This window comes from Enterobacter sp. JUb54 (assembly GCF_014298075.1).
In the GTDB taxonomy this organism is placed as follows: Bacteria; Pseudomonadota; Gammaproteobacteria; order Enterobacterales; family Enterobacteriaceae; genus Klebsiella; species Klebsiella lignicola.
This window is the reverse complement of the sequence record NZ_CP060418.1, coordinates 3,473,379-3,492,459: the sequence shown is the minus strand read 5'-3', so window position 1 is coordinate 3,492,459 and position 19,081 is coordinate 3,473,379. Positions and strand designations below refer to the sequence as shown.

The 19,081-nt window shown below is 57.5% G+C and carries 21 protein-coding genes; 18 read left to right on the top strand and 3 right to left on the bottom strand.

Going from position 1 to position 19,081, the window contains the following annotated elements:
• A complete protein-coding gene (locus tag HF679_RS16080) occupies window positions 1–345 on the top strand; it encodes a gamma-glutamylcyclotransferase (RefSeq protein ID WP_123757879.1) in 345 nt (114 codons plus the stop codon).
• A gap of 128 nt (window positions 346–473) precedes the next feature.
• Here HF679_RS16080 and ppa read toward each other — a convergent pair whose 3' ends face one another.
• Entirely contained in the window at window positions 474–1,001 is a 528-nt protein-coding gene (gene ppa, locus HF679_RS16075; protein ID WP_123757880.1) for an inorganic diphosphatase, read from the bottom strand.
• A gap of 403 nt (window positions 1,002–1,404) precedes the next feature.
• Between ppa and ytfQ the strand changes: the two genes are divergently transcribed.
• From ytfQ to yjfF, 4 genes are all read left to right on the top strand, one after another.
• The gene (gene ytfQ / locus HF679_RS16070; RefSeq protein WP_123757881.1) at window positions 1,405–2,361 is read left to right on the top strand and encodes a galactofuranose ABC transporter, galactofuranose-binding protein YtfQ; all 957 of its coding nucleotides are present in this window, start codon (window positions 1,405–1,407) and stop codon (window positions 2,359–2,361) included.
• 182 nt (window positions 2,362–2,543) lie between these two features.
• Window positions 2,544–4,046 (top strand): galactofuranose ABC transporter, ATP-binding protein YtfR, encoded by a 1,503-nt coding sequence (ytfR, locus tag HF679_RS16065; protein WP_123757882.1) that lies wholly within the window; start codon window positions 2,544–2,546, stop codon window positions 4,044–4,046.
• A gap of 10 nt (window positions 4,047–4,056) precedes the next feature.
• Window positions 4,057–5,082: a galactofuranose ABC transporter, ATP-binding protein YtfT gene (gene ytfT, locus HF679_RS16060; RefSeq protein WP_123757883.1), complete on the top strand. Its 1,026-nt coding sequence runs from the start codon at window positions 4,057–4,059 to the stop codon at window positions 5,080–5,082.
• Entirely contained in the window at window positions 5,069–6,067 is a 999-nt protein-coding gene (gene yjfF, locus HF679_RS16055; RefSeq protein ID WP_123757884.1) for a galactofuranose ABC transporter, permease protein YjfF, read from the top strand. The genes ytfT and yjfF overlap by 14 nt, the downstream gene beginning before the upstream one ends.
• Window positions 6,068–6,106: 39 nt before the next feature.
• On the opposite strand, the gene fbp is transcribed toward yjfF, so the two are convergent.
• Window positions 6,107–7,105: a class 1 fructose-bisphosphatase gene (gene fbp, locus HF679_RS16050; protein ID WP_123757885.1), complete on the bottom strand. Its 999-nt coding sequence runs from the start codon at window positions 7,103–7,105 to the stop codon at window positions 6,107–6,109.
• A 175-nt stretch (window positions 7,106–7,280) separates the two neighbouring features.
• On the opposite strand from fbp, the gene mpl reads away from it, so the two are divergent.
• Window positions 7,281–8,654 (top strand): UDP-N-acetylmuramate:L-alanyl-gamma-D-glutamyl-meso-diaminopimelate ligase, encoded by a 1,374-nt coding sequence (mpl, locus tag HF679_RS16045; protein WP_123757886.1) that lies wholly within the window; start codon window positions 7,281–7,283, stop codon window positions 8,652–8,654.
• Between the two features lie 73 nt (window positions 8,655–8,727).
• The gene (locus HF679_RS16040; RefSeq protein ID WP_123757887.1) at window positions 8,728–9,270 is read left to right on the top strand and encodes a GNAT family N-acetyltransferase; all 543 of its coding nucleotides are present in this window, start codon (window positions 8,728–8,730) and stop codon (window positions 9,268–9,270) included.
• Window positions 9,271–9,565: 295 nt separating this feature from the next.
• Here the strand turns inward: HF679_RS16040 and yjgA are convergent, their stop codons facing one another.
• Window positions 9,566–10,117, bottom strand: coding sequence for a ribosome biogenesis factor YjgA (gene yjgA, locus HF679_RS16035; RefSeq protein ID WP_123757888.1), 552 nt, complete (start codon window positions 10,115–10,117; stop codon window positions 9,566–9,568).
• A gap of 95 nt (window positions 10,118–10,212) precedes the next feature.
• On the opposite strand from yjgA, the gene pmbA reads away from it, so the two are divergent.
• The 11 genes from pmbA (at window position 10,213) to HF679_RS15980 (ending at window position 19,079) form a co-directional block, all read left to right on the top strand.
• A complete protein-coding gene (gene pmbA, locus HF679_RS16030; RefSeq protein WP_123757889.1) occupies window positions 10,213–11,565 on the top strand; it encodes a metalloprotease PmbA in 1,353 nt (450 codons plus the stop codon).
• A gap of 111 nt (window positions 11,566–11,676) precedes the next feature.
• Window positions 11,677–12,066 (top strand): cytochrome b562, encoded by a 390-nt coding sequence (cybC, locus tag HF679_RS16025; protein WP_123757890.1) that lies wholly within the window; start codon window positions 11,677–11,679, stop codon window positions 12,064–12,066.
• Window positions 12,067–12,366: 300 nt separating this feature from the next.
• Window positions 12,367–12,705, top strand: a complete 339-nt coding sequence (locus HF679_RS16020) for a glycine dehydrogenase (protein ID WP_123757891.1) — start codon at window positions 12,367–12,369, stop codon at window positions 12,703–12,705.
• Between the two features lie 10 nt (window positions 12,706–12,715).
• Window positions 12,716–13,078: an SFCGS family glycine-rich protein gene (locus tag HF679_RS16015; protein ID WP_123757892.1), complete on the top strand. Its 363-nt coding sequence runs from the start codon at window positions 12,716–12,718 to the stop codon at window positions 13,076–13,078.
• 2 nt (window positions 13,079–13,080) lie between these two features.
• The gene (locus HF679_RS16010) at window positions 13,081–13,380 is read left to right on the top strand and encodes a DUF4312 family protein (protein ID WP_123757893.1); all 300 of its coding nucleotides are present in this window, start codon (window positions 13,081–13,083) and stop codon (window positions 13,378–13,380) included.
• Between the two features lie 21 nt (window positions 13,381–13,401).
• Entirely contained in the window at window positions 13,402–14,178 is a 777-nt protein-coding gene (locus tag HF679_RS16005) for a DUF4311 domain-containing protein (protein ID WP_123757894.1), read from the top strand.
• Between the two features lie 11 nt (window positions 14,179–14,189).
• Window positions 14,190–14,831, top strand: a complete 642-nt coding sequence (locus HF679_RS16000; protein ID WP_123757895.1) for a DUF4310 family protein — start codon at window positions 14,190–14,192, stop codon at window positions 14,829–14,831.
• 42 nt (window positions 14,832–14,873) lie between these two features.
• The gene (locus HF679_RS15995) at window positions 14,874–16,007 is read left to right on the top strand and encodes an amidohydrolase/deacetylase family metallohydrolase (protein WP_123757896.1); all 1,134 of its coding nucleotides are present in this window, start codon (window positions 14,874–14,876) and stop codon (window positions 16,005–16,007) included.
• On the top strand, window positions 15,991–17,109 hold the full coding sequence (locus HF679_RS15990) for a DgaE family pyridoxal phosphate-dependent ammonia lyase (protein WP_154145051.1): 1,119 nt from the start codon (window positions 15,991–15,993) through the stop codon (window positions 17,107–17,109). Before HF679_RS15995 ends, HF679_RS15990 begins: the two co-directional genes overlap by 17 nt.
• Window positions 17,106–17,846, top strand: a complete 741-nt coding sequence (dagF, locus tag HF679_RS15985) for a 2-dehydro-3-deoxy-phosphogluconate aldolase (protein WP_123757898.1) — start codon at window positions 17,106–17,108, stop codon at window positions 17,844–17,846. Before HF679_RS15990 ends, dagF begins: the two co-directional genes overlap by 4 nt.
• Before the next feature lie 81 nt (window positions 17,847–17,927).
• Window positions 17,928–19,079: a lactonase family protein gene (locus tag HF679_RS15980; RefSeq protein WP_123757899.1), complete on the top strand. Its 1,152-nt coding sequence runs from the start codon at window positions 17,928–17,930 to the stop codon at window positions 19,077–19,079.
• Window positions 19,080–19,081 lie beyond the last annotated feature (2 nt).

Here is a 19,081-nt window from a genome sequence, read left to right as displayed (position 1 = left end):
ATGCGAATATTTGTTTACGGCAGTTTACGACGCAAACAAGGCAACAGCCACTGGATGACTAACGCTCAGTGGCTGGGCGATCATAGTGTCAACGATTATCAGCTGTACAGTCTGGGCCACTATCCAGGCGCGGTGCCGGGCGAAGGCACAGTACATGGTGAAGTGTATCGTATTGACGCATCAACGCTGGCCGAACTGGACGCGCTACGCACCAAAGGCGGTGAGTACGCACGTCACTTGATCCAGACGCCTTATGGCAGTGCGTGGATGTATGTCTATCAGCGGCCCGTAGAGGGCTTTACGTTGATAGAGAGCGGTAACTGGTTAGACAGAGACCAGTATTAACAACGGCAACGCCACCTTCGGGTGGCGTTGTTTTTTTGTCGCCCGCCGCCACCCGGGAAAGCGGCCCGCGGCAGAAACAAAAACACCGCCCTGAGGCGGTGTTTTTCGCTAACCTGAGTGCGGCAGAATTACTTCTTAGCGCGCTCGAAGGAAGCAATGATTTCAGCTTTCGCTGCTTCAGCATTGTCCCAACCGTCAACCTTAACCCATTTGCCCGCTTCGAGGTCTTTGTAGTGCTCGAAGAAGTGGGTGATCTGGGCTTTCAGCAGTTCTGGCAGGTCGTTCACATCTTTGATGTGATCGTACTCTTTGCTCAGCTTGGTGTGCGGTACAGCAACCAGTTTCGCATCTTCACCAGATTCGTCGGTCATCTTCAGCACGCCAACCGGACGGCAGCGGATCACAGAGCCTGGCTCCAGCGGATACGGCGTCGGGACCAGCACGTCTACCGGGTCACCGTCCAGGGACAGGGTGTGGTTGATGTAGCCGTAGTTGCACGGATAGAACATCGCGGTGGACATGAAACGGTCAACGAACAGTGCACCGCTCTCTTTGTCGACTTCGTATTTGATAGGATCTGCATTCGCCGGGATTTCGATCACGACGTAGATATCTTCCGGCAGATCTTTACCCGCAGGTACGTTGAGTAAGCTCATGTCTGTTTCCTTTAAAATGTATGGCAAACAAGTGCCGGGTATTATAGCCAACTCACATCGAATGTCTTCGCTTCTTTTTGTTCCGCGCACCCTCCGGTTGTCTGAATTTTCCCGCAAAAAACAACCTTAAAATCCATAAACATAGCCGCATCCTGAATAAATTAATGTAACCGCTTACATTGCATCTGTTTGATTTCTCAAGATGGGAAAAATTTCTCCGCGTACGTCGGTGGCGGCGCTTTGCGCGAAGCCTTATCCGCTCTCAGCTGCCATAAACCCCGCTCTTTAACATTTAATTTACTTTTTCGAAGTGTGATGTAACGCATTCAGTTACATCACGGGTTGTCTATAGTTTGTCCGCAGATGACGATTTCACTCAACGTTACCCTACGAGGATCTTTTTATGTGGAAGCGCTTACTTCTTGTCACAGCAGTTTCCGCAGCTATGTCGTCTATGGCGATGGCTGCCCCTCTGACCGTAGGATTTTCACAGGTCGGGTCTGAATCCGGCTGGCGTGCCGCTGAAACCAACGTGGCGAAAGAGGAAGCCGCGAAACGCGGTATCACTCTGAAGATTGCCGACGGCCAGCAAAAACAGGAAAACCAGATTAAAGCCGTCCGCTCCTTTATTGCTCAGGGCGTCGACGCGATCTTTATCGCTCCGGTGGTTGCGACCGGCTGGGAGCCGGTGTTGAAAGAAGCCAAACAGGCCAAAATCCCGGTGTTCCTGCTCGACCGCTCGATTGATGTTAAAGACAAAGATCTCTACATGACCACCGTTACCGCCAATAACGTGCTGGAAGGTCAGCTGATTGGCGACTGGCTGGTGAAAACGGTCGACGGCAAACCGTGTAACGTCGTCGAGCTGCAGGGCACCGTGGGCGCGAGCGTGGCGATTGACCGTAAGAAAGGCTTTGCCGAGGCGATAGCGAAGGCGTCGAACATCAAGATTATCCGCTCGCAGTCCGGTGACTTTACCCGCAGTAAAGGTAAAGAGGTCATGGAGAGCTTTATTAAAGCGGAGAACAACGGCAAGAACATCTGCATGGTCTACGCGCACAACGATGACATGGTGATTGGCGCCATCCAGGCCATTAAAGAAGCGGGTCTGAAACCGGGCAAAGATATTCTGACCGGCTCCATCGACGGCGTACCGGATATTTATAAAGCGATGATGGCGGGCGAAGCGAATGCCAGCGTCGAGCTGACGCCAAATATGGCCGGGCCGGCGTTTGATGCACTGGAGAAATATAAAAAAGACGGCACGCTGCCTGAGAAGCTGACCATTACCAAATCGACGCTGTATCTGCCGGACACGGCGAAAGAAGAGTTAGAGAAGAAGAAAAACATGGGCTACTGAGTAGCGAAAAACAGGCCACGTTCCCGGTGACGCTCCGCTTACCGGGCGACAGGTTCACCGCCGTCGACGGATCGGGTAGCCCGGACAGGCTCGTCGCGCCGCCTCCGGGATTATCCCGATTGCTAAAGTACGGCTGAGCTCCCTCTCCTCCCAACAGGAGAGGGCAAAGGTGAGGGGAGATCATGAACGGCGAATCACATCAGGAAATCCTTCGCACGGAAGGGCTCAGCAAGTTTTTCCCCGGCGTCAAAGCGCTGGATAACGTCAATTTTAACCTACGACGCGGCGAAATCATGGCCCTGCTCGGTGAAAACGGGGCCGGTAAGTCGACGCTGATTAAAGCCCTCACCGGCGTCTACCACGCCGATCGTGGGGCGATCTGGCTGGAAGGGCAGGAAATATCGCCAAAGAATACCGCTCATGCCCAGCAGTTGGGGATCGGCACGGTCTATCAGGAAGTGAACCTGCTGCCGAACATGTCGGTGGCGGATAACCTGTTTATCGGCCGTGAACCGCGTCGTTTTGGCCTGCTGCGGCGCAAAGAGATGGAAAGGCGCGCCACCGCGCTGATGGAATCCTACGGTTTTTCCCTCGACGTGCGCGAACCCCTGAACCGCTTTTCGGTCGCGATGCAGCAAATTGTCGCCATCTGCCGGGCGATTGACCTGTCGGCGAAAGTGCTGATCCTTGATGAACCCACCGCCAGTCTGGATACCCAGGAGGTGGAGATGCTCTTCACCCTGATGCGCCAGCTGCGTGACGACGGCGTCAGCCTGATTTTCGTCACCCATTTCCTCGACCAGGTATATGCCGTCAGTGACCGGATCACCGTCCTGCGCAACGGCGGGTTTGTCGGCTGTCGGGAAACCCGCGAGCTGCCGCAGATTGAGCTGGTGAAGATGATGCTTGGCCGCGAGCTGGAGCATGATGCGTTGCACCGCGCGGGCCGCACTCTGCTTAGCGATAAGCCGGTTGCCGCCTTTGCCGGCTACGGCAAGAAGGGGGTCATCGCGCCGTTTGACCTCGAAGTTCGCCCCGGCGAAATCGTCGGCCTGGCGGGGCTGCTGGGATCCGGGCGCACCGAAACTGCCGAAGTGATCTTCGGGATTAAACCGGCGGACAGCGGGAACGCGTGGATCAAAGGTAAACCGCAGGGGCTGCGTTCGCCGCATCAGGCCTCGTGCCTGGGGATTGGTTTCTGCCCCGAAGATCGTAAAACCGACGGCATTATTGCTGCGGCTTCGGTGCGGGAAAATATCGTGCTGGCGCTGCAGGCTCAGCGCGGCTGGTTACGGCCGATCCCACGGCGTGAACAAAATGACATTGCCGAACGCTTTATTCGCCAGCTGGGGATCCGCACTCCCAGCGCGGAACAGCCGATCGAGTTTCTCTCCGGCGGCAACCAGCAGAAGGTGCTGCTTTCCCGCTGGCTGCTGACCAAACCGCAGTTCCTGATCCTCGATGAACCGACGCGCGGCATTGATGTCGGCGCGCATGCGGAGATTATTCGCCTGATTGAAACCCTGTGCGCCGATGGCCTGGCGCTGCTGGTGATCTCCTCGGAGCTGGAAGAGCTGGTGGGCTATGCCGATCGGGTGATTATTATGCGCGATCGCAAGCAGGTCGCGGAGATCCCGCTGGCGGAGCTCTCCGTCCCGGCGATCATGAACGCTATTGCGGCATAAGGAGTAACCCATGATGCCAGGATCTCTTCCCCAAACCGGCCAGCCAAAACGGCGCTTCAACTGGCCGAAAGGCATGCCACAAATTATCGCCCTGGTGCTGGTACTGGTGGTGGATAGCCTTGTGGCACCGCACTTCTTTCAGATTGTGCTGCAGGACGGGCGTCTGTTCGGCAGCCCCATTGATATTCTCAACCGCGCGGCGCCGGTGGCACTGCTGGCGATCGGCATGACGCTGGTTATCGCGACCGGCGGGATTGACCTGTCGGTGGGGGCGGTGATGGCGATTGCCGGCGCCACGGCAGCCTCGATGACCGTCGCCGGGCATGCCCTGCCGGTGGTGCTGTTGACCGCGCTGGCGGCAGGGGCGCTGGCGGGGCTATGGAACGGCATTCTGGTAGCGATCCTCAAGATCCAGCCCTTCGTGGCGACGCTGATCCTGATGGTGGCCGGGCGCGGGGTCGCGCAGTTGATCACCGCCGGGCAGATCGTCACCTTCGATTCGCCGCATCTGGCGTGGCTCGGCAGCGGCTCGCTGTTTCTGCTACCAACGCCGGTGCTGATCGCCGCCGCCACGCTGCTGCTGTTCTGGTTGTTCACCCGCAAAACGGCGCTGGGCATGTTTATCGAAGCGGTGGGGATCAACATTCGGGCAGCGAAAAACGCCGGGGTGAATACGCGGATCGTCGTGATGCTGGCCTATGTGCTGAGCGGCATCTGTGCGGCGATCGCCGGGGTGATCGTGGCGGCGGATATTCGTGGCGCCGATGCTAATAACGCCGGACTGTGGCTGGAGCTGGACGCGATCCTTGCGGTGGTGATCGGCGGCGGATCGCTGATGGGCGGGCGCTTTAACCTGCTGCTGTCGGTGGTGGGCGCGTTGATCATCCAGGGAATGAATACCGGGATCCTGCTGTCGGGCTTCCCGCCGGAGATGAATCAGGTCGTCAAAGCGGTGGTGGTACTGTGCGTGTTGATCGTCCAGTCGCCGCGCTTTATCGGTTTACTTAAAGGGGTGCGCGGCCATGATAAAACGTAATTTACCGTTGATGATCACCCTGGCCGTGTTCGTGCTGGGCTACCTGTATTGCCTGACCCAGTTTCCGGGGTTTGCCTCGACGCGGGTTATCTGCAACATCCTGACCGATAACGCCTTTCTTGGCATCATTGCCGTCGGGATGACCTTTGTGATCCTCTCTGGCGGGATCGATCTCTCGGTCGGGTCGGTGATCGCATTCACCGGCGTGTTCCTGGCAAAAGCCATTGGTAGCTGGGGGATCAACCCGCTGCTGGCTTTTCCGCTGGTGCTGATGATGGGCTGCGCGTTTGGTGCCTTTATGGGGCTGCTGATCGACGCGCTAAAAATTCCGGCCTTTATCATTACCCTCGCCGGCATGTTCTTTCTGCGTGGCGTCAGCTATCTGGTGTCTGAGGAGTCGATCCCGATTAACCATCCGGTCTACGACACGCTGTCCGATCTGGCGTGGATGATCCCCGGCGGCGGGCGCCTGAGCGCGATGGGGCTGCTGATGTTGCTGGTGGTGGTGGCGGGGATATTTATGGCGCACCGTACCCGTTTCGGCAACGAGGTTTATGCCATTGGCGGCAGCGCCACCTCGGCCAATCTGATGGGCATTTCGACCCGGAGCACCACCATTCGTATTTATATGCTCTCCACCGGGCTGGCGACGCTGGCGGGGATCGTGTTCTCGGTCTACACCCAGGCCGGCTATGCGCTCGCCGGGGTCGGCGTGGAGCTGGATGCTATTGCCTCGGTGGTGATTGGCGGTACGCTGCTGAGCGGCGGCGTGGGAACGGTGCTGGGGACGTTGTTCGGGGTGGCGATTCAGGGGCTGATTCAGACCTACATTAACTTCGACGGCACGCTGAGCTCGTGGTGGACGAAAATTGCCATCGGCATTCTGCTGTTTATTTTCATCGCGCTGCAGCGCGGATTGACGGTGCTGTGGGAAAACCGCCAGAACTCTCCGGTCACGCGGGTGAGCGGGACGGCACATCGTTAGCGGAATATTCCCCTCCCGGACGGGAGGGGAAGGGATAGCTTAGGCGTCCGGGAACGCTTTGATGAGGTTCTCGACGTCTTCAACCATATGGTCGTTACCGACGAAGAAAGAACGGCGCTGGTGCAGGCTGGTCGGGACGATATCCAGAATGCGCTCTTTACCGTCGCTGGCTTTACCGCCCGCTTGCTCCGCGAGGAACGCCATCGGGTTGCATTCGTACAGCAGACGCAGCTTGCCTTCCGGGTGGCTGGCGGTGCTTGGGTACAGGTAGATGCCGCCTTTCAGCAGGTTGCGGTGGAAATCCGCTACCAGTGAACCGATATAGCGCGAGGTGTACGGACGCTGGGTGCCGGTGTCTTCTTCCTGGCAGAACTTGATGTACTTCTTCACGCCCATCGGGAACTTGATGTAGTTCCCTTCGTTAATGGAGTAAGTATTGCCTTTTTCCGGGAAGCGCATGCGCTCCTGGGAGAGGCAGAACACGCCGAGGGAAGGGTCGTAGGTGAAGGCGTGGACGCCGCAGCCGGTCGTATAGACCAGCATGGTCGAGGAGCCGTACACCACATAGCCGGCAGCGACCTGCTGGCTGCCCGGCTGCAGGAAATCTTCAACGGTGACCGGCGTACCTACCGGGGTTATGCGACGATAGATGGAGAAGATCGTCCCCACAGAGACGTTAACGTCGATGTTAGAGGAGCCATCCAGAGGGTCCATGAGCACCACGTATTTCGCGTGTTCACAACCTTCAAAGACCACGATTTCATCTTCTTCTTCGGAGGCGATCCCCGCCACGATATCGCGTGCTCGCAGTGCGGCCTTTAATTTTTCATTGGCGAACAGGTCGAGTTTTTGCTGAACCTCACCCTGGACGTTTTCAGCACCGCTGGCACCCAGGATATCGACCAGACCGGCCTTGTTGATATCGCGGTGGATGATCTTGGCGCCTAACTTTATCGCCGACAACAAAGCAGTAAGCTCGCCGGTTGCGTGGGAGAACTCGTGTTGCTTTTCGACAATAAATTCACCTAACGTTTTCATAACCCGTTCCCTGCATGTTTATGTGAAGTAAAACGAACGCAACAATCTTAACAAAGAATAAAAAAAGTTCGCACTGGTGAATCGCGCCAGCAAAAAACGGAATCGCCTGAAATGCATTTCTCTGATGCCATACATATGGGTAAAATGTGCGCCAGATGAAAAAGGGAAACGACGAATGCGCATTCATATTTTAGGTATCTGTGGCACGTTTATGGGGGGACTGGCCATGCTGGCTCGCTCCCTCGGTCATGAGGTAACGGGGTCGGATGCTAACGTCTATCCGCCAATGAGTACCCTGCTGGAAAACCAGGGGATCAATTTAATTCAAGGATATGATGCCAGCCAGCTGGAGCCTCGGCCGGATCTGGTGATCATTGGTAACGCGATGACGCGCGGTAATCCGTGCGTGGAAGCGGTGCTGGAAACCAACATTCCGTACATGTCCGGCCCGCAGTGGCTGCATGATTTCGTCCTGCGCGATCGCTGGGTTGTGGCGGTTGCCGGCACCCACGGTAAAACCACCACCGCCGGAATGGCAACGTGGATCCTCGAAGCCTGTGGCTATAAGCCAGGTTTCGTGATTGGCGGCGTACCGGGTAACTTTGACGTTTCCGCCCGTCTGGGCGACAGCCCGTTCTTTGTTATCGAAGCGGATGAGTACGACTGCGCCTTCTTCGATAAACGCTCCAAATTCGTTCATTACTGCCCGCGCACGCTGATCCTCAATAACCTTGAGTTCGATCACGCGGATATCTTTGACGACCTGAAGGCTATCCAGAAGCAGTTCCACCATCTGGTGCGCATCGTGCCGGGTCAGGGCAAAATTATCCTGCCGGAAAACGACATCAATCTGAAACAGACTATGGCGATGGGCTGCTGGAGCGAGCAAGAGCTGGTGGGCGAACAGGGCCACTGGCAGGCGAAGAAGCTGAATGCCGATGCGTCACAGTGGGAAGTCTGGCTCGACGGTGAGAAAGCCGGGGAAGTGAAGTGGGATCTGGTGGGCGAACACAACATGCATAACGGTCTGATGGCGATTGCCGCGGCTCGTCATGTTGGCGTGTTGCCGGCCGATGCGGCCCAGGCGCTGGGCGGCTTTATCAACGCCCGCCGTCGTCTTGAACTGCGCGGTGAAGCCAACGGCGTCACCGTGTATGACGATTTTGCCCATCACCCGACGGCGATTCTGGCTACCCTGCAGGCGCTGCGCGGTAAAGTCGGTGGCACCGCGCGGATCCTCGCCGTGCTGGAACCGCGCTCCAACACCATGAAAATGGGCGTCTGCAAAGACGATCTGGCGCCGTCCCTGGGGCGCGCCGATGAAGTGTTCCTGCTGCAGCCTCAGCATATTCCGTGGCAGGTTGCGGAAGTGGCGGAAGCCTGCGTCCAGCCGGCGCACTGGAGCGCCGATGTCGATGTGCTGGCCGATATGGTGGTCAAAACCGCACATCCGGGCGACCACATTCTGGTGATGAGCAACGGCGGCTTCGGCGGCATTCATCAGAAGCTGCTGGATAAGCTGGCAAGCAAGGCTGCGGCGGCAGAATAACCGCCACACGCGCCTCTCTCTGCCCTCCTTGTGAGGGCAGATTTCTTTTTGTGCCTCAGGAATGGATGCCCTTATGCTCATATCGCGACACATCACCGCGACCGACTCGCCGCACTTTCCTGCTGTGGATGCCCTGTATGCCAGGGCGTTTCCGTGGCATGAGCAGCGGGAACCGGCGGCCAGGCAGCAGGCGCTGTGCGATCCGCACTACGCGCTGGAAGCATGGTTTGATGGGGACGTGTTTATCGGCCTGAGCGGCTGCTGGCAGTTTGCTGGCTACTGCTATATTGAACATCTGGCGATTGACGCTACGCTGCGCTCTCGTGGCTACGGCAAGCGCTTGTTGGCTGACATTCTCAAGCGTGCGCCGCTGACCATTCTGGAAATCGATCCGTTAACCACGGAGATTGCCCGTCGGCGTCTGCGTTTTTATGAAACGATGGGTTTTCATGCTAACCGCTGGCCGCATTGTCATCCGACCTATCATGCGGGGCTGGCCGATCATGAATTGCTGGTGCTGAGCTACCCGCAGGCGATCGATGCCGGGCAATATCAGCGTTTCGCGCAGGATTTACACCAGCAGGTGATGGCCGGAGTGGGCATACAGAAACCGTAGCCCCGATAAGGCGCAGGGCGTCGCTATCCAGGGCATTCCCCCGGTGGCGCTGCGCTGACCGGGCTACAGGTACTACGGGTACGGTGCGGGAGGTTCCCCGGTGGCGCTGCGCTGACCGGGCTACAGGTACTACAGGTACGGTGCGGGATGTTCCCCGATGGCGCTACGCTGACCGGGCTACAGATACTCCAGGTACTACCGGTATGGTGCGGGATGGTAGCCCGGATAAGGCGCAGGGCGCCGCCATCCGGGGCATTCCCCGGCCGCACGATGTGACCGGGGTGGCGGAAAGGGATTAGTTTTCGCCTTCGGCCAGCTCACGCAGATACTGGAAGATCAGGCGCGCGGATTTTGGCGGCTTGTTGCCTTCTTTCTCTTTCTTCGCGTTACGGATCAGCGAGCGCAGCTGCTGACGGTCGGCGTCAGGCCACAGATTCAATACTTCCGGTACCGCGTCATCGCCTTCGGCAATCAGACGGTCGCGAATCATCTCCAGCTTATGGAACAGCGCAACCTGTTGGTTGTGGCGGTTCTTCAGCTTATCTAACGCCTGGCGAATCGGATCGACATCGCGGCTGCGCAGCATTTTACCAATCAGCTGCATCTGGCGGCGGCGACCTTCTTTCTTGATACGTTGGGCGAGTTCAATGGCGTCACGCAGGTCGGTATCGAGCGGGATCTTATCCAGCGCGTTCTTCCCAAGCTCTACCATTTCGGCGCCAAGACGCTTTAGTTCTTCCGCGTCACGTTTAATTTCACTTTTACTGACCCAGATAATTTCATCGTCTTCATCTTCGACGTCATCACCGGGAACGTCGTCGAGCCAGTCATCGGGCTGCTTTGTCATCTCAGGCTCCTTAAAAAAAGAGGCTAATGTTACCAGTTAAGGCGCGCACTGAAAAACGGTTCTCTGTTAGACTTCAATTAACTCCTTCCTACATTATGGCATTAGCGATGAAAGTCATCTCTCAAGTTGCACAACAGCGCAAGGCGCTGGAAGAGGCCGTGACCACGGCGCTGGAACTGGCGGCAGGCAAATCAGACGGCGCGGAAGTCTCCGTCAGCAAAACCACCGGCATCAGTGTCAGCACCCGCTACGGCGAGGTGGAGAACGTCGAATTTAACAGCGATGGTGCGTTAGGCATCACCGTTTATCATCAGAACCGCAAGGGCAGCGCCTCCTCCACCGACCTCAGCCCGCAGGCCATTGCCCGCACGGTGCAGGCGGCACTGGATATCGCCCGCTACACCTCACCGGATCCGTTTGCAGGTGTGGCAGATAAAGCCCTGCTGGCCTTTGACGCCCCGGATCTCGACCTGTTCCACCCGGCGGAAGTGACCCCGGATCAGGCGATTGAGCTGGCCTCTCGTGCTGAACAAGTGGCGCTGCAGGCCGACAAACGCATCACCAATACCGAAGGCGGCAGCTTCAACAGCCACTACGGCATTAAGGTATTCGGCAACAGCCACGGCATGTTGCAGAGCTACTGCTCAACCCGTCATTCGCTCTCCAGCTGCGTGATCGCCGAAGAGAACGGTGACATGGAGCGCGATTACGCCTACACCATCGGCCGCGCGATTGAAGATTTGCAGACGCCGGAGTGGGTCGGTGACGAGTGCGCCCGTCGGACGTTGTCGCGCCTGGCGCCGCGCAAGCTTTCGACCATGAAAGCACCGGTGATTTTTGCCAACGAAGTGGCTACCGGGCTGTTTGGTCACCTCGTCGGCGCAATTGCCGGCGGCGCGGTCTATCGCAAATCGACCTTCCTGCTGGACTCTCTCGGTCAGCAGATCCTGCCGGAGTGGCTGACCATTGAAGAGCACCCACATCTGCTGAAAGGCCTGGCCTCCACGCCGTTTGACAGCGAAGGCGTGCGAACGGAACGCCGCGACATCATTAAAGATGGCGTGCTGACCCAGTGGCTGCTGACCAACTACTCGGCGCGTAAGCTGGGCATGACCAGCACCGGACACGCGGGCGGCATCCACAACTGGCGGATCAACGGCCGCGGCCTGAGTTTTGAAAAGTTGCTTAAAGAGATGGGCACCGGACTTGTCGTTACCGAATTGATGGGGCAGGGTGTCAGTGGCGTGACCGGTGATTATTCACGCGGCGCATCCGGTTTCTGGGTTGAGAACGGTGAAATTCAGTATCCGGTCAGTGAAATCACCATTGCAGGAAATCTGAAAGATATGTGGCGTAATATCGTGACCGTCGGTGACGATATCGAAACCCGCAGCAATATCCAGTGTGGTTCCGTGCTGCTGCCAGAGATGAAAATCGCCGGGCAGTAACGGTGTGATATACCGGATCATTCAAGATGCAGCTTGAAGTAGAACGGGTATAGAAGGGCGCCCATGAGGCGCCTTTTCCTTGTGCTTAAATAATAAAAAAGGAAGTGAGCAATGCGTAAAAAACTGTTAGCAATGCTGGCTGTCTCAGCGCTGGCGATGAGCTCCGTGTCGGCGTTCGCGGCGGACCTGGGCGAAGATATGGATACCCTTGCAGAAAACCTGCAGGTGGTGCAGAAAACCTCCGATGCTGGCGAACTGAAAGCCGCGCTGACCAAAATGCGCACTGCTGCCGTCGATGCGAAGCAAGACACGCCGCCGAAGCTGGAAGGTAAAGCCGCGGACAGCGCCGAAATGAACGATTACCGCCACGGTCTGGATATCCTGATTGGCCAGATCGACGGTGCGCTGAAGCTGGCGAACGAAGGGAAGGTGAAAGAGGCGCAGGCCGCCGCGGAAGAGTTTAAAACGACCCGCAACACCTACCATAAGAAGTACCGCTAAGTTCTGTTTCAGGAGGCATCCATCGATGTCTCCTGCACCTCTCTCGCTGTAAAACCCCATCGACCTCACACTTTTCCCTTTTTCTTTTATGGTTATCCCGGCCGCCGCTGCTTGTCGCGCTGGAATTTTCTTGTGATAGCCATCACGTGATTTCGCCGAAAACGCGCCGATAAGGGCAATTTTGTGCAATCGATCACGCTCTCCGTCCGCCTTTCCACTTCGAAGTGGAAAACAACTCGCTACAAACTCCAGCCCCTCGGCGCTAGTTTTATCCCCAGAGACATCAACGGGGTAACACAAGTGAATAACGGAGCGGTAATAAACGACGTAGGGGAGCAGGCGACGCAAACTGAGCTGCTGGCTGAGAAGATGCTGCAGCAGGTTTATGCACTGTTAAGTCGTCGCAATATCATCCCCAACGCCGTCCAGGAGCAGATGCTGACTTCCCACGTCCGGGCAATGGCCCACCGGTCGATTAGCGGCGAGCCGCTGCCGGAAGTGGATGCCAGTCTGTTTGAAGAGATTTCAGAAGATTCAATGATGCTTGCTCGCGAAGTGGTCGCGGAATTTGGCAACCTGCCAGAAGAAGAGTCCTGGCTGCTGTCAGTCCACTTCGAAGTCGCAAAAGACAACCTGTAAGGAGTAAAAAATGGAACAAATTACTATCGTAATCGGCGATCGTCTGGGAAAAGGACAAAAAGTCGCTGCAGGTGCAGAAAAAGCCGGCGCACGTGCCGTGGTGGTTCCGGGCGTTGCTGCGGATATGAAGCTGGGTGACGTGATGAAAGCCGAGAATGCCACCTTTGGCATCTCCTTCTGCGGCAGCGGTGGCGCAGGGGCGATTACCGCGCAAAACAAGCATGGCTATAAAGCGAAATATGGCATGCGTTCCGTGGATGAAGGCGTGACCGCCATCAACGAAGGCTACAACGTACTGGGTTTCGGCTTTATGGATAAAGAAGAGCTGGGCGAGCGCCTGGTAGAAGCCTGGAAAAAGAAATACGGCGCGTGAGCATGAAAGAACAATTCACCACCACGGTGAGCGTCAAGGGCAAAGGCGAAAGCAAAACGCGCGCCTTTGCCGATGCCCTGAACCATGTACAAGCAGCGGTGATGGGCACCTCACCGCAGATCTTACTGCGTATTGAGCCACAGGATGTGAAGGTTGTTCATGCGCGTGAAGCGGTGCGTAAAGAAGCATTTCTGTTCTTCTTTTTGCGCCGTGAACGACGGACCTACAGCGTGGAGCTGGAGGTCACCGTCACCGTGACGGCCATTAATGTTGATCAAGTGGATTTTGTCACGCAAACCTGAAACTCATCATAGGGTTAAACTATGTTCCTGATAATTTTAATAAAATCGCTCATTATCGGCGGCCTGGTCGGCGTCGGTGTGGGCGCCGGAGCGGCACGCATGTTTCATGCGCCTACCACGCAGGGGATGGGGGCGTTTCGTACCTTGGGCGAGCTGAATTCCTGTGAGGGCGATCCGGCTTCCCATTTCTCCTTTGGTCTGGGCTTCTTCTTTAACGCCTGGGCATCGTCCGTCGCAGCGGGTGCTTTCACCCAGGACGTTGACCACCGCATTATCCCGCACTGGGGCGCCTCAGCCCTGATGCTCAAAAATCGCAACGTGGCAGAAACTCTGCACGATCCGAAGAAAATGGCCATTGCCTGCGGCTTTATCGGCATGGTGGTGGTGGCATTCCTTAACTCCACGGCCTCCGCAGTACCGGAAGCGTTACAGGTTACGGCGGTAAAAGTGCTGGTGCCTGCGGCCAACCTGCTGGTGAACATCATCATGCCGGTTATCTTCTGGTTAGCCGCAATCGATGCCGGTAAGAAATCAGGCTTCTGGGCCACTATTTTCGGCGGCGCCGCGCAACTGATTATGGGTAACGCCGTACCGGGTCTGGTACTGGGCATTCTGATCGGTAAAGGCGTTGAAGACGCCGGCTGGAACCGCGTCACCAAAATCATGATGACGGCCATTATCGCCCTGTTCGTGCTGAGTGGCTTCTTCCGTGGATTCGACATGAAGATGATTGAGTCCTTCCACATGACCGTGCCGAACTGGCTGGATCTGCTGCATAGCGCGCTGAGCGGCAAATAAGGGGATAACGCATGGAACAGAATAAAGGTTTTTGGTACGCGGACTGGTCATTCCCGATCTTTGTCGGCCTGCTCTCTTCCGGCGTGTTCGCCGGGACCCACATGTACTACCTCTACGGTATCGGCGCGTTTAACGAAGTCGCCTTCGTGGCGATGCTGAAATCCGGGATCGACACCGGCGTGTACGGTGCGGTGGCGGCGTTTGGCGCGAGCTTCCTGTTCGCTCGTATCATCGAAGGTTCGCTGGTCGGTATTCTTGATATCGGCGGGGCGATCCAGACCGGGGTCGGCCTCGGCGTGCCGGCGCTGCTGCTGGGCGCGGGTATTATTTTCCCGGTAGCGAACTTCGCCGCTTCCCTGGCAACCGGCCTGATTATCGGCCTGGCGATTGGCTACATCATCATCCTGGCGCGTAAGTTCACGGTTAACCAGAGCAACTCGACCTACGGCGCCGACGTCATGATGGGCGCGGGTAACGCCTCTGGCCGCTTCCTCGGGCCGTTGATTATCCTCAGCGCGATGACCGCCTCTATTCCTATCGGCATCGGTTCTCTGCTCGGGGCGCTGCTGTTTTACATCTGGCAGAAGCCGATTACCGGCGGCGCGATCCTCGGGGCGATGATTTTAGGTTCCATCTTCCCGGTTGCGCTTTGATATTCACGGGCGCTCAGGCGCCCGCCTTAACAGGAGATACGTATGTTTGATTTACTCCTGCGCCGTGCGCGCCTCGTCGACGATACCCTGACCGATATTGCCATCCAGGACGGAAAAATTGCCGCGCTGGGCGAGATTAACGCGCCATCGCACAAAACCATCGAGCTGCAGGGGCGTTACTATGTCAGCGCCGGCTGGATTGATTCCCACGTCCACTGCTACCCGAACTCACCGATTTATCACGACCAGCCGGATAGCGTCGGCGTGGCCTGCGGCGTCACCACCGTGATCGATGCCGGCAGCACCGGCGCGGACGATGTTGATGACTTTTATCAGCTGACCCGCGAGGCGGCGACCGAGGTCTATGCGCTGCTCAATATCTCCCGTGTCGGACTGATTGCCCAGAATGAACTGGCCAACATGGCCAACATCGATGCCGAGGCGGTACAGCAGGCGGTCAAACGCCATCCGGATTTTATCGTTGGCCTGAAAGCGCGCATGAGCAGCAGCGTGGTCGGCGAAAACGGCATTACCCCGCTTGAGCGGGCGAAAACTATTCAGCAGGAAAACGGCGATCTGCCGCTGATGGTGCATATCGGCAATAACCCACCGAACCTCGATGAGATTGCCGACCTGCTGAGCGCAGGCGACATCATTACCCACTGCTATAACGGCAAACCGAACCGCATCCTGGCGCCTTCCGGCGAGCTGCGCGCTTCGATCACCCGCGCGCTACAGCGCGGCGTACGACTGGATGTCGGCCACGGTACCGCCAGCTTCAGCTTCGAGGTGGCGCGTCGGGCCATTGCGATGGGGATCCTGCCGCATACCATCAGTTCCGATATTTACTGTCGTAACCGCATCGACGGCCCGGTCCGCTCGCTGGCGCTGGTGATGTCGAAGTTTCTCGCCATCGGCATGTCGCTGCCGCAGGTCATTGACTGCGTGACCGCCGGGGCCGCAGACGGGCTGCGCCTGAAGCACAAAGGGCGGCTGGCAGTCGGTTTTGATGCCGATTTAACGCTGTTTACCGTCGAGCATGCGCCAACGCTGCTGGTCGACGCGGAAAAAGAGAGCCTGCAGGCTGACAATATTCTGGTGCCGCTTGCCGCGATTCGCGCAGGCAAGGGCTATCTGACCGAACAAGGGAGCGCGGAAAATGCCTTCAATTTTTGAGAAATACAATTTAAAACAAGTCATTAATACATCCGGTCGCATGACGGCGCTGGGCGTTTCCACGCCGCGCCCTGAGGTGGTGGATGCGGTGATGAGCGGCATGAATCACTACTTCGAAATGAAAGACCTGGTGAACAAGACCGGCGAATACATTGCGAATCTGCTGGAAGTGGAAGGCGCTACCGTCGTCTCCTGCGCCTCAGCGGGGATTGCCCAGTCGGTTGCGGCGGTGCTGGTGAAAGACAGCGCCTGGCTGCTGGAAAACCTGCACGTCACGCCGATCGAAAACAATGAAATCGTGCTGCCGAAAGGCCACAACGTTAACTTCGGCGCGCCGGTCGGCTCGATGGTGGCGCTGGGGGGCGGCAAGCTGGTGGAAGCGGGCTACGCCAACGAATGTTCCGCCGACCAGCTGGCGGCGGCGATCACTCCGCGCACGGCGGCGATTCTGTACATTAAATCGCACCACTGCGTACAGAAAAGCATGCTCAGCGTCGAACAGGCGGTAGTGGTGGCGCGTAAACATAACCTGCCGTTGATCGTCGATGCAGCCGCGGAAGAAGATCTGCAATGCTACTACCGCGCCGGCGCTGACCTGGTGATTTACAGCGGCGCGAAAGCGATTGAAGGGCCGACCAGCGGTCTGGTGGTCGGCAAAACCCAGTACGTCGAGTGGGTGAAACGCCAGTCGGCGGGCATTGGCCGGGCGATGAAAGTGGGTAAAGAGGGGATCCTCGGCCTGACCTGCGCCATCGAACACTACCTGACGGCGCGTAAAGAGAGCGGTGATGAGATGGTGGCCAAGATGACGCCGTTTATTAACCAGCTCAATACCCTTGAGGGGGTGACCGGCTGCGTGGTCTGGGACAGCGCCGGGCGTGACATCGCCCGTACCGAAATTAAATTTGATGAGGCCGTCACCGGCATCGCTACCGGCGAACTGGTGGAGGCATTAAAGCAGGGTGAATACGCTATCTACTTCCGTGGCTACAAAGCTAACGAAGGGATTATTGAAGCCGATGTCCGCAGCGTGAACGCGCAGCAGCTGGAGATTGTCGCTCGTCGCATCGCCGAGGTTCTGAACAAGGAGAAAAAAGCATGAAACTGACCCCAAATTTTTACCGTGACCGCGTCTGCCTGAACGTCCTGGCGGGCAGCAAAGAGAACGCACGTGAGATTTACGAGGCGGCAGAAGGTCACGTCCTGGTGGGGGTGCTCTCCAAGAACTATCCTGACGTGGCGAGTGCGGTGGCGGATATGCGCGAATATGCGCAGCTTATCGATAACGCGCTGTCGGTCGGTCTGGGGGCGGGAGATCCGAACCAGTCGGCGATGGTCAGTGAAATTTCACGCCAGGTGCAGCCGCAGCACGTGAACCAGGTCTTTACCGGGGTCGCAACCAGCCGTGCGCTGCTGGGGCAGAATGATACCGTGGTCAACGGTCTGGTCTCGCCGACCGGCACGCCGGGTATGGTTAAGATCTCAACCGGCCCGCTGAGCAGCAAGGCGCCAGACGGTATCGTGCCGCTGGAAACCGCCATCGCGCTGTTGAAAGATATGGGCGGCAGCTCGATCAAATACTTCCCGATGGGCGGCCTGAAGCATCGCGATGAGTTTCTGGCAGTGGCGCAGGCCTGTGCCCGCCATGATTTCTGGCTGGAGCCGACCGGCGGGATCGACCTGGAGAACTACAGCGAAATTCTGCAGATTGCGCTGGACGCCGGGGTCAGTAAAATTATCCCGCACATTTATAGCTCTATTATTGATAAAGAAAGCGGTCATACCCGCCCGGCGGACGTTCGCCAGCTGCTGGAGATGACTAAAGCGCTCGTTAAGTAGGATTGTCATCCTCGCCGCGCGCACGTACCGATCGCAAAACGTGCGCGTGGAAACAGCTTATTGCACCCTCAAGGAGTCGTTATGCCAACCGCTCGTCACCTGCTTGCTGCATCACTTTCCCTGCTGGCTACCACCGCCTGTGCGCAAACCCATTATGCCTGGGTAGGTACCTATAATCCCAACGGGGAGGGGCTGTACCGGTTTACCGTCGACAGTAAAACCGGCGCGCTCCGTGATAAAGCGCTGGTCAGTTCGTTGCAGAACGTCGCGCAGCTCGCCGTGTCGCGGGATGGTAAAACCCTGTATGCCGCCAGTGAAGTCGAAAAGGGCGTGGTGCAGGCGTGGCGAGTTGAATCCAATGGCGAACTGACCGATCTCAATCAGGTCTCTTCGGCGGGGGCCGGGCCGGTGTATCTGTCGCTGACGCCGGACGGTCGCCATCTGCTGGTGGCGAACTACGTTAGCGGCTCGGTTGCGGTGTTGCCGGTGAAAGACGATGGCAGCCTGGGCGAGGCGGTGGATAGCCACCAGGACGAAGGTCCGGCCGGAGCAGAAAGCCCGGCGGCGGCCGTTGAGGGCAGCTTCGCCATTAGCGATCATAACGGTCCTCACGCTCATATGATCGCCGCCGATCCGAGTGGGCAGTATGTGTTTTCCACCGATCTGGGGCTGGATCGTATCTATCAGTACCGGCTGGATAACCGCAGCGGCACTCTGACGCCGAACGATCCGCCGTTTATTGCCGCATCGTCGGAAGGCGCCGGACCACGTCACTTTGTCTTTACACCGAAGGGCGACGGCCTGTGGCTGATTAACGAAGAAGCCTCGACGCTGACCTTCTATCATCTTGATAAGAAAAGCGGGCTGCTGCGTGAGGGCAAAACCATCTCCGCGCTGCCGAAGGAGTACAAAGGCACCAGTTTCGCCGCGGGCCTGGTACTCAGCCCTGACGGTAAGCAGCTGTATGTCGCCAACCGTCTGCATAACAGTATTGCCCACTTTAGCGTGCTGGCCGACGGCAGCCTGAGCCATCAGGAAGATATCTGGACCCGTGGCGACTACCCCCGCACGTTGACGCTGGATAATCAGGGGCAATGGCTGTACGTCATGAACCAACGCAGTGATAATATTACCCGTTTTAGCGTTGCGGCCAGGAGCGGCAAACTGACTTTTGCCCCGGAATACACCCCGGTAGGCAGCCCGTCACAGATGGTGATATCCGCTCAACCGTGAGC

Bases quoted from the DNA above. Each gene is read 5' to 3' on its own strand.
- HF679_RS16080 (WP_123757879.1), top strand. From the start codon at position 1: ATGCGAATATTTGTTTACGGCAGTTTACGACGCAAACAAGGCAACAGC.
- ppa (WP_123757880.1), bottom strand. From the start codon at position 1,001: ATGAGCTTACTCAACGTACCTGCGGGTAAAGATCTGCCGGAAGATATC.
- ytfQ (WP_123757881.1), top strand. From the start codon at position 1,405: ATGTGGAAGCGCTTACTTCTTGTCACAGCAGTTTCCGCAGCTATGTCG.
- ytfR (WP_123757882.1), top strand. From the start codon at position 2,544: ATGAACGGCGAATCACATCAGGAAATCCTTCGCACGGAAGGGCTCAGC.
- ytfT (WP_123757883.1), top strand. From the start codon at position 4,057: ATGATGCCAGGATCTCTTCCCCAAACCGGCCAGCCAAAACGGCGCTTC.
- yjfF (WP_123757884.1), top strand. From the start codon at position 5,069: ATGATAAAACGTAATTTACCGTTGATGATCACCCTGGCCGTGTTCGTG.
- fbp (WP_123757885.1), bottom strand. From the start codon at position 7,105: ATGAAAACGTTAGGTGAATTTATTGTCGAAAAGCAACACGAGTTCTCC.
- mpl (WP_123757886.1), top strand. From the start codon at position 7,281: ATGCGCATTCATATTTTAGGTATCTGTGGCACGTTTATGGGGGGACTG.
- HF679_RS16040 (WP_123757887.1), top strand. From the start codon at position 8,728: ATGCTCATATCGCGACACATCACCGCGACCGACTCGCCGCACTTTCCT.
- yjgA (WP_123757888.1), bottom strand. From the start codon at position 10,117: ATGACAAAGCAGCCCGATGACTGGCTCGACGACGTTCCCGGTGATGAC.
- pmbA (WP_123757889.1), top strand. From the start codon at position 10,213: ATGGCATTAGCGATGAAAGTCATCTCTCAAGTTGCACAACAGCGCAAG.
- cybC (WP_123757890.1), top strand. From the start codon at position 11,677: ATGCGTAAAAAACTGTTAGCAATGCTGGCTGTCTCAGCGCTGGCGATG.
- HF679_RS16015 (WP_123757892.1), top strand. From the start codon at position 12,716: ATGGAACAAATTACTATCGTAATCGGCGATCGTCTGGGAAAAGGACAA.
- HF679_RS16010 (WP_123757893.1), top strand. From the start codon at position 13,081: ATGAAAGAACAATTCACCACCACGGTGAGCGTCAAGGGCAAAGGCGAA.
- HF679_RS16005 (WP_123757894.1), top strand. From the start codon at position 13,402: ATGTTCCTGATAATTTTAATAAAATCGCTCATTATCGGCGGCCTGGTC.
- HF679_RS16000 (WP_123757895.1), top strand. From the start codon at position 14,190: ATGGAACAGAATAAAGGTTTTTGGTACGCGGACTGGTCATTCCCGATC.
- HF679_RS15995 (WP_123757896.1), top strand. From the start codon at position 14,874: ATGTTTGATTTACTCCTGCGCCGTGCGCGCCTCGTCGACGATACCCTG.
- HF679_RS15990 (WP_154145051.1), top strand. From the start codon at position 15,991: ATGCCTTCAATTTTTGAGAAATACAATTTAAAACAAGTCATTAATACA.
- dagF (WP_123757898.1), top strand. From the start codon at position 17,106: ATGAAACTGACCCCAAATTTTTACCGTGACCGCGTCTGCCTGAACGTC.
- HF679_RS15980 (WP_123757899.1), top strand. From the start codon at position 17,928: ATGCCAACCGCTCGTCACCTGCTTGCTGCATCACTTTCCCTGCTGGCT.